Origin of the sequence: Neomoorella stamsii (assembly GCF_002995805.1) — a bacterium.
In the GTDB taxonomy this organism is placed as follows: domain Bacteria; phylum Bacillota; class DSM-521; order Neomoorellales; family Neomoorellaceae; genus Neomoorella; species Neomoorella stamsii.
Map to the genome: position 1 here is coordinate 38,209 of NZ_PVXL01000065.1, position 14,630 is coordinate 52,838.

A 14,630-nucleotide genomic window follows, 5' to 3' on the forward strand; every position below is an offset into this window, starting at 1 on the left:
TTTTATCCTGAAGTTACCTGGTGCAAATACCGCTCCAACTGCAGAGATTTTCCCTGAAAACACCGGGCAACTGCTCAATGATTTCGGCAACACTGGTGGCAGGCGTCGGGTTTGCCCTCTGGCCTGCTGCCCGGTTGGCTTTTGCGCTGATGCTGGCCGCCTGGCCCGGATCCAGCCCGGCATAAGCGAAAGCAGTGACCATACCGGTGATGGTATCGCCCGTGCCGCCTATGCACTCCATTTGGGGAACATCCGGCTCTTTAATCTCATCAGCGATAACTCCATCTTTTACTATATAATCGACAGCTCCTTTAACCAGGAGGCATTTGGCCGCACCCCCGTTAGCATAAGCGCGTTTAATTAGATCGGGTACGCGGGCGAAGGCATCCTCGAACAGATGGCGGCTGATATAAGCCGGGTGGACGGCTTCCGGGTCGGCCAGGAAAGCAATTTCACTGGGGTCCGGGGTGAAAATATCAAAGTAGGGCGCTACACCTGCCGCCTTGGCCGCGTACATGGAGCCGGCATCGGCAATTAGCACCGGCCTGGGGCGGCATTTTTCTACTGCGGTATAGAGCTTTTGCATTAACGTAACGATGGGTAGACAATAATGGAGAGCTAAAACCCTGGGCGCCAGCTCCTCTATATGTTCAATCAGATACTGGTAAATCAACCTGCTTCCTTTTCCTGTACCAATATCGCCTGCCAGCAGTACCCGGGGCGGTTCCAGCCCAAGGTGACAGGTAGTGGCCAGAGCCGCACTTACCATGGCCATTGTCCCCTGGGTACAAGGCAAATAATGGCCGTCGACCCGAAGTTTTTTCCCTTCCTTTTCCACCCGGCCAAAGATTAGGGGCATGTCTGTTACTGGGACGGTCCCGGCAATAAGCATCACCTGGGCGCTACCCCTTTCCAAATTTCTAAAGCCTTTTCCATGGCGCGGTCGAGCATCAGGGCGCACAGGGTACGGCCTTCGTCCTTGGGCCTAGGAGCTGCGGCCAGGTGAGTGCCCACCAGCCTGGTATAAAGATAGGGGATATCTGGACAGCCACCACCGGAAATATTAACTATCACACCTGTCTTTATATCAAAAACAAGTTTCATATTACCTGACTTTATCATAATGTGCTCTGCAAACCGGGTTACTTTTTCTACCTGTAGGGGTTCCATCTCGCCCTTGCAGGGATAAATACCCATGAAGGACACCCTGCCGGTAAGAGCTCTGGCTACTGCCGTTTGCTCGACCAGGTCGATTTCCAGGGCCAGGTCGCAGCCTTTGCGCATATCGGGCGGGGGCGCTACCAGTTTGCAGTCGAAGCCGGCTTTTTTCAACACCTTTTCGGCTTTCATAGCTTCTTCCACCGTGGTGAAAATCACCAAACCCCTGGCGTCAGCAGTTCCGGCCCGGGCCTCTAAGCTTTTTTTCAGCCAGCTTAAAACCATTTGGCATTCCCCCGCTTATTACGTTAATCTAGACTCTCCCGCATAAAGAAACCGACGCCGGCGGCGAAAACCAGACCTATTATTACAGCTGTGGGCCCGAAGGGGCCGGGGCCCTGGGGGCTGGAGGCAATTTGGAAATTGTGGGCAAAGGCAGCCCCTGCCAGCATGCCCATTATAGACACTCCTGCGTCGGTGTCACCTTCACCAGCGAGAACTGTTTGCCGCAAGGGACAGCCGCCCAGCAAGGTAGCGGTAAGTCCGGCCAGGGTCATTCCTAAAAAATTCCATAATTGATTTGTATGGGCCACGGGCTGGCCCGCAAAACCGATGTTAATTTTACCAAGGATGGCGTTAACTACAAGAGCCCCCGCAAAAAAGGCCGCGATGCCACTGAAGAGGTAGGTATCCTTTACCAGGAAAAGATCGCGCCAGCCGCCGACAAAACACATCCTGGTTCTCTGGGCTAAAAAACCGATAATTAAACCTGCCGTCAGGGAAACTCCCAACAGGGCATGGGCAGCGCCGGGGCCTTCCTTGCTGAAGAAAATAAATGAGGGCCTGGCAATAGCAAGGAGGAGCAACCCCAGCATGAAGAGCGGCATCAACGAGCCGGCCGCTGTATAGGTAGATTGCCAGCGGCCCAAGTTGAAACCTCGCTTGAGAAAATAAATACCCATCAAAGCACCTGTCACTACCCCCGCCAAGCCGGCGACAGCGTTCAAGTCACCGCCGGCAAGGCGCAATACAACCCTTACCGGGCATCCTAAAAACACTAGAGCCCCGATCATGAAAAAGGCGCCCAAAAAGAACCGTACCAGGGGTGCCGAGCCACCGCGGGCCCGGAATTCACCGAAAACAAGGGCGGACAGGAAGGCCCCTAAAGCGATCCCCATAATTTCCGGCCGCAAATACTGGACTATCGCTGCCCGGTGCAGACCCAGGGCGCCGGCAATGTCCCGGTAGAAACAGGCGATACAAATGCCCATATTGGCGGGATTGCCAAGGTAGGTCATAAAGGCTGCCAGGGCACCGCCAACAAACCCTGCCATAATCATGAAGTTCTTTGGCGAAAAAACCCTATTCATTTATTAAAACACCTCCGGTTAACATCCATTTCTATCCGCCGGAAGGATATTCCTTCATATTTTGTATGACTTTTTGTTATACCTATGAAACAAAACAGGACCCCCAAAAATAAAAATGGTTAAGAGACCTTTTAATCAAACTCTAAAAGTTCTCTAAACCGTATAGCAAAATCCTGCTGGTAGTTTGGCGATTACTCATACCTCGCCTTGACCCCAGATGCCAGGTAATAATTAGGACCATCGTCAATCTCGATTTCCGTTAGCCCGGCAGCTACCAGCATACCAATCATTTCGTTGCCCGGCGGGATCTGGTCCCCGGCCACAACGCCCCCCAGGGATCTATGCAAATTATTTATGGTTTCCCGTGCTGCCGTATGGCAGATAATCACCCGCCCGCCTTGTTTCAACACCCGGGCCATCTCTTTTAAGGCCTTAAGTTTATGGGGAAAATGGGGGAAAGCTGAGTTGCAGATGACCTCGTCGAAAGTAGCATCCGGATAGGGTATGGAAACAACGTCGGCGCAAATGAACTCCACATTAGCGGGGAACCCTTTACTTTGCGCCCGTTCCAGCATAGCCTCGGCTATATCCATGGCCACTATCCGGCCAGCAGGGCCTACGGCAGCTAGTAAATAGGGAATTAATATCCCCGTGCCGCAACCCACATCTAACACCATGCTGCCGGGAGCAATGTTTAATCCTTTAATAATTGTTTCCAGCTTGGCTTTTTCTTCCGGCGCACACAGGCTGTCCCAAATATCAGCCTTGCTGTTAAAATACTCGCGGTGGGTAAGCATATAACTCCCTCCTGCGCTCGCATATTGTTTAACCCGCAATCACTCATTTTCTTGCCACTGTTTTACCTTGCGTTTCGGGGAGAAAATTGTTGCCAGGACAAAAATAACGGCCGAAGTAAGGACTATCGCCGCCCCGCTGGGAACATCCAGGATATAAGAAACACCAAGCCCGGCCCAGCAGGAAAGGACACCAAAAAGCGCCGCCAGGAAAAACATGTATTTCAAGCTATAGGTGAGCTGGTAAGCAGCGGCTGCCGGATTTAAAATCAGATTAAAAATTAACAGGCCGCCAATGCTGCGCAGGGAAGCAGTTACAGTAGCGCCGGTAAGAAAAAGGATACTGTAAAAGATGGCGTCGGCAGGTATGCCTACCGCCCGGGCCATTTCCCGGTGAAAGATAACCACCTGGATCTCTTTAAAAAACATGACGACCAGCCCGGTAACTATGATCGTCACGACGGCCAGGAGCCAGAGATCCGCTGTCGTGACCGTCAGGATACTGCCCCACAGGAGTTCTAAGGCCTGGGTTTTGGGACCGGGCAGCAGGCCCATAAAAAGGAAAGCCAGGCCCATAGTTATGGAAAATATAATGCCGATGGGCGTATCGAGGTTAAATTCGCCCCTGTCGGCCAGGGGTCCGATGGCAGCCGCCCCGGCCAGGCTGAAGAGTATGGCTCCCAGTAATGGTTCAAAGCCCAGCCAGGTAGCAAAGAGGGCCCCGGCAAAGGCGGCATGGGAAAGGGAAACCCCAATAAATGAAAGGTGCATAGTAACGACAAAAACGCCGATCAAGGAGCAGGCTACGCCGGCCAGCAGGCCGGCCAGCAAAGCCTCCTGCATAAACTTGTAGCTTAAAATAGACATTTCCTGCTTCTTCCTAAAATTAAATTTAAACACACATGCCGACAAACGGCTCTACTAGAGGATGAAAATGGCGGTTGCTATTTTCAAGCAAGTTAAAATAGCTGCTCCAACACCCTGTCCTGGAGTAGCTCTTCCGGGTTTCCTGTTTTCCAGATACGCCCTTTTTTCATGAGCACCAGGCGGTCGCACAGTCCAGTCAACCCCGCCAGGGAATGGGTAACCATTAAAGTAGTTAACTTGCGTTCCTGGTGAATACGTTGTACCAGCTGTAATATTTGCTGCTGCGCCCGCCGGTCCAGGGAAGCGGTGGGTTCATCTAGCAAGAGAATTGACGGTTCCTGGGCCAGGGCGCGGGCGATGGCTACCCGCTGTTGTTCGCCGCCAGAAAGATGGCCGATGGGACGCCTGGCCAAAGCCGTCATACCTACCAGCTCCAGCATGCGGTCTACTAACTGCCAATCGCCGGGTCCCGGCCAGCGAAGAAAGCCCAACCGTCCGTAGCGCCCTATCATGACTACTTCCCTTGCTGTTACCGGCATCCGGGGATCGATGGCTGGCAGTTGGGGGACGTAGCCAATTTTACTGCGCAGGGCCGCCGGGCAGCCACGTGCCAGGTTATGGCCCAGCACCCATACTTCTCCCTGGAGCAAATGTCCCAGGCCATTGACCAGGGTTAGCAGTGTCGTTTTCCCGGCCCCATTGGGACCAATGATCCCTATTAGTTCCCCTGCTTTAACTTCTAGCGACACGCCACGTAGCGCTACATCTTCACGATAGGATACTACTGCTTTTTTAATTTTAATAACTACTGGTACCATTGCTTTTCTTCCCTATTTGGGGAGGGCCGCCAGCAGCAATTCGACGTTTTTTTGTAAAGCCTGGTCCCATTTATCTGTTCCAGGGAGGCCGCCGGGAAAGTTGGAAATAGTAACCCTGGGTATTCCCAGTTCCTTAGCAATACCGGCGCCGGCATCCGGCCCGCTCTGAAGATTATCAATTATTAATTGCACACCTGCCTGCCGGCCCTTATCTACCAGTTCCTTTACTCGCTGCGGTGTAAGTTCTTCCGGACGGCCATAAGTACCTATAACCTGGAAACCGGCCCAGCGAACAAAGCCCTCTTGCTGGTCGGAGCAGAGTACTTTCAACTTTCCCGTACCCGCTGCCTGCAGGCGGGCCTGCGTTTCTTGTCCCACCCTGGCTGCCTGGTCAACAGCTTCCTGGGCCTTAGCCTTATAGTAGTCTTTATTAGCCGGGTCCTTCTCTGCGAGTATACTGGCTACTGCCTGTAACGCCTGCTGCCATACCGGTGGTGCCATCCAGTTACCCTTTACTGCCACCGGGACTACTTCTAACTGGGGATTATTGGCGGAAGCCACTAATTCTTTGGTAAAAAGTTTGCCCTGCCAGTCATGCATCAGGAAAACCCGGGCCTGGCTAAGTACGGCTACATCGGAAGGCTTGATGTCGAAGTGTCCGGGGCAGGAGGCCGGCGGGATAATATTCTTTACTTCTACCCTGTCCTTACCTACTTCCTGCACAGCAGTCATCAAAAGAGAGGTGCCGGTTACTACTTTGAGCTTATTACTCGTCTGCCGGGAATTACAACCAGTAGCAACAAATAGCAAAAGGAATAGCAAAATGATATTGGCCAGGAAACGACCCATGGTTCTTGAGGAAAACATAATATCGACCTCCCAAAATTTCGGAATGCAGTTCTGGCCCGGAACCTATTCCTGGCAAATAAAAAACCATGGAAGCAGCTCCGCGCCGGCGAAGAACCTCCATGGTTCTCTTTTTACCCTGGCTACCTGCCAGGTAATTTAGTCGCTAGTTATATTCGTCATTGGTTTAAAAATTCCTCCTTTGGAGGCTTCTGAACAGCAAAAAAATGGCCCGGCTGTTCGATGGCTGCTAAAGGAACTTCTTCCTGTAGCCTACCGGCCTGGACGGTCAGGTGTTAAATACCCAGGCCGTTGCTGTTATCATGCTGTAATCATTTCTAGAAAAGCATCAATCCGCGTTTTTAGCTGGGCTGCGTCTTCCTCGCTGTAGTCGCTCTCCAGGCGCAGTATCGGCAGCCCTGCCTCCTGGAGGGCCTTTTCCACCAGCCGGCCTTCGACGCTAAAGGGCTGGCAGAACTGCAAGGAGAAATAGATCACTCCGTCAGCTTTGGCCTCCCGTGCCAGGCGCAGGATATCTTCCACCCGTTCTTTGTTGGGTGTGAAGCAGGCGCAGTTGATGGCCGTCAGCCGCCGGGCGAGGTTTTTAACCTGTTCTTCTACCGTCAGGCCGTCTTCCGCCACCTGGCCGGCAAAATACCGGGTGCCGGTGCAGGTCTCTTCGCCGACGATTACCGCCCCGGCCGTCTCTACCAAGTGGTGTAACTTCCAGTAAGGCAGGGCCATGGGCGTACCCGTGACCAGGATGCGCGGCGCCCCTTTCCTGGCCACGCCCTCTCCCCTGGCGATGCGTTCTTCCAGTTCGTCGCAAAGGCTGTTTACCTGGGCCGTAAAGCGTTCCGGGTCATCAAAGAAAGCAAGCTGGGAGATCAGCAGGGCGTCTTTGCCGCTGATGGGCGCCGGGTCGGCCTGGCGGGCCCGGTACAGGCGCGCCAATGCCGCCCGGCGGGCGTTGGCCTTTTTAATTCCTGCTGCCAGTTTTTCTGCCGAGATGGCCTGGCCGGACCGCCGCTCGATCTCTCCCTTGAGGCGGTTAATCTCTCCTTCCCAGAGGGTTAGATCGGCCGCCGTTTTCTTCTGGGGCAACTCCATGACGTAAGTGGGCACGTATTCATTGAGGATTTCCCAGGTCTTCTTTTTGCCGTCACAGGTAGTCTCGCCAATGAGGAAGTCGACGGCCTGGAAGTAGGGGCAGATCCGGTCCAATTTAAAGCCCATTAAGGACTTAATCAGCGGGCACAGATTCCGGGGCAGTACCTGCTCGCCGGTGGGAATGGTAAACTGGGCCCCGCCGCAGAGGCCAATGCTGATGCCCTCCACGGCGAAGATAAGTTCTTCGGGCACAAAGACGCAAAATGTACCGGCCACCGGCCTACCGGCCTTTTTTTGTTCCAGGATTTCCTTAATCCTGCCGCCATGAGCTTCAGCTAAAGCATTATCAAAATAGGCCATCCTCGCCGGCCGGTTTTTCTGCTGCAAAAACACCTCGCTGAAGGCTCCCGGCAGGGCCCCCAGAAAAACGTCGTGTTTTTCTAAATCCATGTCCAGTGCACGCCACATTTCCCGGTAAGCTTCGCTCAAGGGGATCAACTCCTCATGATAAAATATCTAAACTAGATGTTCGCGCTGCACCGGATTTTTCCTTTATAATTTGTATTCCTTTTTGTTATGATTTAACTATTGATAAATTAACCGGAGGCCTGGCTGTCCGTCCGTTATCTTACTCTTCTTAACCATTCCTTCTGCGGGTAAAAATATGCCCATAGTGGCTAAGATAAAAATCCCCTGCCTGTCGAAGGCGGGGGATTTTTGCTGTGGTACTATTTTTTCCCGGTTAGTTCCTAATATCTACCTTGTGAATAAAGGAATGCAATTTTTGCGCCATGCTTTGCAAAGTTGCCCCGGGATAAGGCCGGAGTGCCTGGAAATCTGCATCCAGCAACGTTCCGGCAGGCTGGTACTGCTGTAGTACATAACGCCGTGCTCCCCGCAGCAGCCGGCCTATGGCCAGGAGATCTTGCTCCAGTAACAGGCCGGGAACTACCGTGGTACGAAACTCGTAAGCGATCCTACTATTTTTAATGAAGGCAATGCTTTCCCTGACAGACTCCAGATCAACCTTAGTACCGGCTAAAAGGTTATACTTCTCGGGCGGCGCTTTCACGTCCATGGCCACGTAGTCTAGGAGGCCATCAGTCAATAGTCTGGCCAGTATTCCCGGGTGCGTGCCGTTGGTATCCAGTTTGACTTTAAAACCGCAGGATTTCAGGGAGCGGATAAATTCCTCCAGGCCTGGCGCCAGGCTTGGCTCTCCTCCGGTTATACAAACGGCCTGCACCCAGGAGCGGCGCCGACTCAACAGGTTTAAAACCTCCTCAGGGCTGATTTCCGGCAAAGTAAAAGGACGTAGCACCAGGTCGGCATTGTGGCACCAGGGGCAGCGGAAATTGCACCCGCCATAAAAGACGGTGGTGCAGACCTCGCCGGGGAAGTCCACCAGGCTCGTTAACTGGATGCCTCTAATGGTTATGGGTACCGCCCCCCCCCTTTAAAATAGTCTCCAGGGCACTCTTGGCACTCTTCTCCTGCATCTGCAGCGTGAGGAAAACCGGTCTCCCTGCCAGGCCTGGTGGACCTGCCTCGTTCCCGCCGGGCAACAACAGGCCGTCAATATTCCCTTACGGGGCTACATTGGGCAGCATCTTACCTGGCTTTTCCCGAACCACTCGACGGCCGGGTTATTCGCCGCCGCCGGTGACAGGACGAAAGCTCCGCCGCTCCCGGAACTCCTCCTGCTTGCCTTTATTCCAGTTCTTCACCGGCCGGTAATAGCCGACGATCCGGCTCCAGACCTCCGTTTCCCAGCCGCAGGCCGGGCATGTCCACTGCTCGCCGGAAAGATACCCGTGCTCGGGGCAGATGCTAAAGGTAGGCGTAATGGTGAAATAGGGCAGGCGGAAATTATGCATCACCGTCTGCAGAAAACGCCGGCAGGTTGCTGTATCAGTCACCCTTTCCCCCAGGTAGGCGTGAAAGACCGTACCTCCGGTATATTTTAGCTGCAGCTCGTCCTGGTGCTCCAGGGCGGTAAACACGTCGTCGGTGTAGCCGACCGGCAGATGGGTGGAATTGGTATAATACGGTTCTTTTGTCCCGGAGGTGATAATATCAGGATAAAGGCGCCTGTCCAGCCGGGCCAGGCGGTAAGAAGTGCCTTCCGCCGGCGTGGCTTCCAGGTTGAAGAGCTGGCCGGTTTCTACCTGGTAGGTGGCCAGGACAGAACGCATGAAGTCCAGGATTTCTAAAGCCAGGCCCCTTCCCTCGCGGGTATTAATACCTTTCCCTATAAAATTCAGGAGGGCCTCGTGCATGCCCACAATACCGATGGTATTAAAATGGTTCTCCCAGTACCTGCCGAAACGCTCTTTAACCTGCCGCAAATAGAACCGGGAGTAAGGATAAAGCCCCTGCTCCGTAAGTTTTTCTAGTATGTTACGCTTCAAAAGCAGGCTCTCCTTCGCCAGATCCATCCTTGCCTTGAGGCCGGCGAAGAATTCTTCCTTGTTTTTGGAAAGATAACCTAGACGGGGCAAATTTATGGTCACTACCCCGATAGACCCGGTAAGGGGGTTGGCCCCAAAGAGACCGCCGCCGCGTTTTTTAAGTTCCCGGTTATCCAGACGCAGGCGACAGCAGTTGTGCGTAATATTGCCCTGCGAGTGAACAAAATAGTGATTCTTGCTCAATTCTATATCATAAAAAACCTGATCATAATCAAGCTGTTCTAGGGTTGAAACGGCTACTTCTACTACTGCAAAATCTGCATTACGAAGCCATTCTATCTTTTCGGTGGTAATACCCCATCTATCTATTGTAGAAAATCCTACAGTTTTACAACCGTAACATTGATAAAGAATGGAACCGTCTTCAGAGCGTATATATTTCTGTTCAACTAGGAATTCAGGTATATTATTGTGCAGCTTGTCGCGGATTACTCTGTCCCCCCTTGCACCGCGCCCTAAAACGTGTTGTATTCGAATCACCTGAGAGTTTTGTTTTACTATATAGGTCGTACTAATCCCTACTAATTGCAGAAGTAAATTTAGTTCTTCGGCCAGCCGTTGGTCATTAATATGAATCTCCTTTCCAACGGTATAGCCATCACCTTCAAAGAATCCTTCAATAAAAGATAAGATTATTTCTGGAGATACAGACCAAATCCATTCAGGAAGACTGCCATATTTATGAACCTGATACTTTTCTTCTAATGTACGAGCAAAATCGCTGCTGTATATATATCCTCTTAGAGAGTTCTCATAGCGAGGGTCATGAATAAACTTCATATCATAATTTAAAAGCCGACGAACAACAGTCTTAGTCTTTTCAATTAGGGCTTGTTGTTTTTCATTAAAATTAATCTGGATCCCTCTATGCCGTTTTTTCCAATTTTCCCGTGAGTCATATAAATAATTACCATCAGCCACAAATAATCCTATAAACCAAGCCAATTCTTTGGAGACAAATTCTGTCTCTTGATTTAGAACTTTTGAGCCATCACGCATCACTAAAAGAAAATCGCCGGCAGATATATCACAGGCTTTTTTTGTTGTAATACCATCTTTTGTATAAACGGCAACTAAATGGTTCGGAGAGACTCTCATGGTTTTACCGTCTTTGGTTGTAATATGAACAACAGCTCGATCAGTAACTTTAAGCAGTCTTTTAATTTTAACCCACTCTAATTTACCTGACCTAGGGTTTAGGGAAAGAGCCTCGACATGGTTATCTACCTCAAACCACTCATGGTCAAGCTGCTGTCCTTTGTATAGTTCAAAGAGTTCTCCGATAGTTAACTTCCGGATAATCCCATTTTCTTTAACCAAAATATCCTCTTCCGGGAAAAGACACATGCTGCGGACGTCCTCGGGCTTTAAATCGGAGTTGATAAAGTTGGCGAAGTAGGGGATGCCGTATTTGGCCGTCATGGCCATGATCTTATCTGCCACCGGGGTTTCCCAGGGAAAATCAGGCGTGATGTTGTACGTGGGTATGGGGAAGGTAAAAATGCGGCCCCTGGCATCCCCCGCCATCATCACCTCGCAAAAGGCCATATTCAGCCAGTCCATCTCTTGCTGGAAGTCGCCATAGCATTCCTCGCGCCGCTCGCCGCCGATGATGACCGGCTCGCTGGCTAAAACTTGCGGCACGACCACATCCATGGTCAGGTTGACAAAGGGCGTCTGGAAGCCCACCCTGGTGGGCACATTGAGATTAAAGATAAACTCCTGCAGGGCCTGCTTGACTTCCCGGTAGTCCAGGCCGTCGTAACGGATAAAGGGAGCGAGGTAAGTATCGAAACTGGAAAAGGCCTGGGCCCCGGCAGCTTCCCCCTGCAAGGTATAAAAGAAATTGGCTATCTGACCCAGGGCCGTCCGGAAATGCCTGGGCGGTGCGCTTTCCACCTTTTGACCCACGCCGGCAAAGCCGCTTTCCAGTAAATCGGCCAGGTCCCAGCCACAGCAATAGGGCGCCAGCAACCCCAGGTCGTGGATATGGATATCGCCCCTTTCATGGGCCTCGCGGATAGCTGGCGGGTAGACCTTTTCCAGCCAGTACCTGGAACTGACTGCGGCAATGATATGGTTGTTGAGGCCCTGGAGGGAATAATTCATGTTGCTGTTCTCATTAATCCGCCAGTCCTGGCCGTCCAGGTAGCCCTGGACCATTTCCTGCACGTTGACCAGGAGGTGGCGGAAATCCCGCCATTCCGCATGTTGTTGCCGGTAAAGTATATAGGCCTTGGCCGTCCGGGCATGGCCGTTCTCAATCAATACTTTTTCTACCAGGTCCTGCACGTCTTCGACGGTAGGCAGCCTATCGACAAATTTTTCCGCTAGAAGGGCCGTCACCTGGTTGGCCAGCCGACTGGCCAGGCGGCGGTCCTGGCCCCCAACAGCCAGGGCCGCTTTATAAATAGCATTGATAATCCTTTCCTCGTCAAAGTCAACTACCCGGCCGTCGCGCTTGATGATTTTCCTGGGTATCATGATAAAATTTAAATCTCCTTTCGCCTGCCTTAATTAAAAACCCCAACCACGCCTGCGTAGCTGGGGTAAATTCTTCCTTACCTCACCTTCACCATGGCCGTGGTTTAACGGTGAAATCCCACGGGCAGGTCTCCTGGCTCGGGTTCAACGCTCCCTGCTGCCTTCCCAGTCCAGCACTCAGCTCCTTTAGCTGCACTACTCCGGGTACTTCTTAATACTATAAGAAATTAACCCGTAGCGGTAAATATCTTGCTGAGTGCTGGACCAGTGGCTCCTTTAGCAGGTACTCCCCCTCACAGTGGCGGCACCGCGCCGGACTTGCACCGGCTTCCCTGGCACCCGCGAGAATCGTTTTCTGGTAATGTTCGACAAAGAAGAGGCAAATTCCTGCCGTTATAACTATCCCCCTGGTCAATAACGGTTTTTATTCACCAGGGGCTATTTTTTCCTGTTGGAATTACTTTATTTCCTGGCTTCTATGGGGGCATGTATTACAAAGGGAGGGATCGTCAAAGGAGATCTGGCAGTAAGTCCCTTCCTCCTTCCAGCATGGCTTGGCGCACCCTATACGTTCAGTCTTACGGGAGCAGGCCGGGCAGTCCTCGTATAACCAACAAGGATAGAAGGCCAGGTAGTGTTTGATGGAGTTTAAATTAAAGCCTTTATCGATGAGCTTTTGAATGAAGCGCAGCCGTTTCAAGTCATTATTTGAGTAAAGGCGCCGCCCGTTCTTGCGTGCGGGCTGGATGAGTTTATGTCTTTCCCAGACCCGCAGGGTGCCCGGCTGTATGCCCAGTAAATCGGCGACCACGCTGATAGTATATAACATTTGTTCCGGCATGGGAAGCCGCCTCGCTTAACAATCAGGTTATAAATTATTTACAGCTTTATTTTACGTTAACTTATCATCCCAGATCAAGTGTCGCTTTTCTCCTTTTGGAAACATATTTTCGCTATATCTAAATAACTTTCTTGTAATATTTTTTATAAGTTTATTGACACAGTTATGTTCAAGAAATATGATATAAGTAAGATCAATAGTAAGCGGGGCGAAGAAGGCCGGTGTATCCCATCGGTATGGTTATCCAGGTTTTAGATATTTCTCCCCACCGCCTGCGTCGCTGGGAACGAAAGGGACTGGTCGTTCCCACGAGGAAAAACGGCCGGCGCTGCTATTCGGAACTGGACTTACAGCGGTTAATGTTTATTAAACGTCTCCTTGATGGCAAACACTGCCAGCTTGCAAATCTCCCCAATTACCTCGCCTTTTACCCCTGCTGGCAGGACGGCAAATGTATAAGCACCCCTTTAGAAGAGCCAAAGGAAGGGGCGCGTCCTTGCTGGCAAAAGAAAAACTGGTATTGCCCGGGACAGGTCCCATAACATAAGGCTGGCTCCCAGCTCCACTGGAAATGATAGCCGTGGTTAAAAGGCAAGGGAATCTCAATTTTATACAGGAGTGTTGTTTATGGCCATTTTACTGGCTAAAGAAGCGCCTACCCTTACACCCCATCATCTAAATTTACAAGCAAAAATCTCCCGGGCCATGGGCGGAGCCAGCCTGCAGGCCTGCCTGGCCTGCGGCGTGTGCACCGGCGGCTGCCCTGCCGGCGACATCGGCGCACCAGTAGACCCCCGTAAAATGGTGCGCCTGCTCCTGTTGGGGATGGAAGACCGGCTCCTGGCGTCAGATATGATCTGGCTCTGCACCATGTGCGGCCGCTGTACAGTGTACTGCCCGGTGGGCGTGAATATGGGCGACCTGGTCCGGGCCATGCGGTCGGAACTGGCGGCAAAAGGCCGCGTCCCTGTAAACCTGCAGAAAGTGGTAGACCTGGCTCTAGAGTCCGGCAATAATATGGGAATCAGCCAGGAGGATTACCTCGACACCCTGGACTGGATGCAAGAAGAGCTCCAGGCGGAGTTCGGCAATGAGGCGGAAATACCCGTTGATAAGAAGGACGCCAGGATATTGTACGTTATCAACCCGCGGGAAGCGAAGTTCTTCCCCCTCTCCATTCTAGCGGCGGCCAAAGTGTTCCATGCCGCCGGCGAAAGCTGGACCCTTTCCAGCCGCTACTGGGACGCGACCAACTACGCCCTTTTCTCCGGGGACGACAAAGCCGGCGCTATCCTGGTGCAGCGCCTGGCCGATGAGGTGGAGCGCCTGGGCTGCCAGGAGTTGATCATGACCGAGTGCGGCCATGCCTTCCGCGCCATTCGCTGGGGGCCGGAGCAGTGGCTGGGGTACAAACTCCCCTTCAGCGTGCGCAGTATCGTCCAGCTCATGGCCGAATACCTACAAGACGGCCGCATCCGCCTTGACCCCTCCCGCAACAGCGAACCGGTAACCTATCACGATCCCTGCAATCTAGGCCGCAAGGAGGGCATTTTTGAAGAACCGCGGCAGATACTCCGGGCGGCGGTAGCAGATTTCCGGGAGATGACACCCAACCGTGAGAATAACTACTGCTGCGGTGGCGGTGGCGGCATGCTCTCTTTGAGCGAGTTTGGCCAGGAACGGATGGCTAAAGGAAAGGTGAAAATAGAACAGATCCAGCGCACGGGAGCAAAGATTATCGCCACTCCCTGCCATAACTGCGTTGACCAATTGAACGATTTGTGCCGTCATTATCACCTCGATGTTAAGGCGAAAAACATAGTCGAGCTGGTAGCCGACGCTCTCGTAATTAATGGCAAGGAGTGAGGTAT

The 14,630-nt window shown here is 52.2% G+C and carries 13 protein-coding genes and 1 riboswitch; of the genes, 2 read left to right on the plus strand and 11 right to left on the minus strand.

The window, feature by feature from the left end; translation table 11 throughout:
- Positions 1–13: 13 nt before the first annotated feature.
- From MOST_RS13915 to MOST_RS13965, 11 genes are all read right to left on the minus strand, one after another.
- Positions 14–916, minus strand: coding sequence for an NAD(P)H-hydrate dehydratase (locus MOST_RS13915; RefSeq protein WP_245909670.1), 903 nt, complete (start codon positions 914–916; stop codon positions 14–16).
- Entirely contained in the window at positions 892–1,443 is a 552-nt protein-coding gene (locus tag MOST_RS13920) for a putative Se/S carrier protein (protein ID WP_054935641.1), read from the minus strand. Before MOST_RS13920 ends, MOST_RS13915 begins: the two co-directional genes overlap by 25 nt.
- A gap of 23 nt (positions 1,444–1,466) precedes the next feature.
- Positions 1,467–2,528, minus strand: coding sequence for a YedE family putative selenium transporter (yedE, locus tag MOST_RS13925; protein WP_054935642.1), 1,062 nt, complete (start codon positions 2,526–2,528; stop codon positions 1,467–1,469).
- A gap of 191 nt (positions 2,529–2,719) precedes the next feature.
- Positions 2,720–3,325, minus strand: coding sequence for a class I SAM-dependent methyltransferase (locus MOST_RS13930; RefSeq protein ID WP_054935643.1), 606 nt, complete (start codon positions 3,323–3,325; stop codon positions 2,720–2,722).
- Positions 3,326–3,364: 39 nt separating this feature from the next.
- Positions 3,365–4,189 (minus strand): metal ABC transporter permease, encoded by an 825-nt coding sequence (locus MOST_RS13935; protein WP_054935644.1) that lies wholly within the window; start codon positions 4,187–4,189, stop codon positions 3,365–3,367.
- A 92-nt stretch (positions 4,190–4,281) separates the two neighbouring features.
- Positions 4,282–5,007 carry a metal ABC transporter ATP-binding protein gene (locus MOST_RS13940; RefSeq protein WP_054935645.1) on the minus strand — a complete coding sequence of 242 codons (726 nt, stop codon included), beginning with the start codon at positions 5,005–5,007 and terminating at the stop codon, positions 4,282–4,284.
- A 12-nt stretch (positions 5,008–5,019) separates the two neighbouring features.
- Positions 5,020–5,874, minus strand: a complete 855-nt coding sequence (locus MOST_RS13945) for a metal ABC transporter substrate-binding protein (protein WP_208974785.1) — start codon at positions 5,872–5,874, stop codon at positions 5,020–5,022.
- A 300-nt stretch (positions 5,875–6,174) separates the two neighbouring features.
- Positions 6,175–7,431: a double-cubane-cluster-containing anaerobic reductase gene (locus tag MOST_RS13950; RefSeq protein ID WP_054935686.1), complete on the minus strand. Its 1,257-nt coding sequence runs from the start codon at positions 7,429–7,431 to the stop codon at positions 6,175–6,177.
- Positions 7,432–7,705: 274 nt separating this feature from the next.
- Positions 7,706–8,401 (minus strand): anaerobic ribonucleoside-triphosphate reductase activating protein, encoded by a 696-nt coding sequence (locus MOST_RS13955; RefSeq protein WP_054935647.1) that lies wholly within the window; start codon positions 8,399–8,401, stop codon positions 7,706–7,708.
- 208 nt (positions 8,402–8,609) lie between these two features.
- The gene (locus MOST_RS18050) at positions 8,610–11,918 is read right to left on the minus strand and encodes a ribonucleoside triphosphate reductase (RefSeq protein ID WP_083476456.1); all 3,309 of its coding nucleotides are present in this window, start codon (positions 11,916–11,918) and stop codon (positions 8,610–8,612) included.
- A gap of 106 nt (positions 11,919–12,024) precedes the next feature.
- A riboswitch (cobalamin riboswitch) is annotated at positions 12,025–12,276 on the minus strand.
- A gap of 99 nt (positions 12,277–12,375) precedes the next feature.
- Positions 12,376–12,759: a MerR family transcriptional regulator gene (locus MOST_RS13965; protein ID WP_054935648.1), complete on the minus strand. Its 384-nt coding sequence runs from the start codon at positions 12,757–12,759 to the stop codon at positions 12,376–12,378.
- 221 nt (positions 12,760–12,980) lie between these two features.
- Between MOST_RS13965 and MOST_RS13975 the strand changes: the two genes are divergently transcribed.
- Both MOST_RS13975 and MOST_RS13980 read left to right on the plus strand, forming a co-directional pair.
- A complete protein-coding gene (locus tag MOST_RS13975; protein WP_054935649.1) occupies positions 12,981–13,301 on the plus strand; it encodes a MerR family transcriptional regulator in 321 nt (106 codons plus the stop codon).
- 85 nt (positions 13,302–13,386) lie between these two features.
- On the plus strand, positions 13,387–14,625 hold the full coding sequence (locus tag MOST_RS13980) for a (Fe-S)-binding protein (protein ID WP_054935650.1): 1,239 nt from the start codon (positions 13,387–13,389) through the stop codon (positions 14,623–14,625).
- Positions 14,626–14,630: the final 5 nt, after the last annotated feature.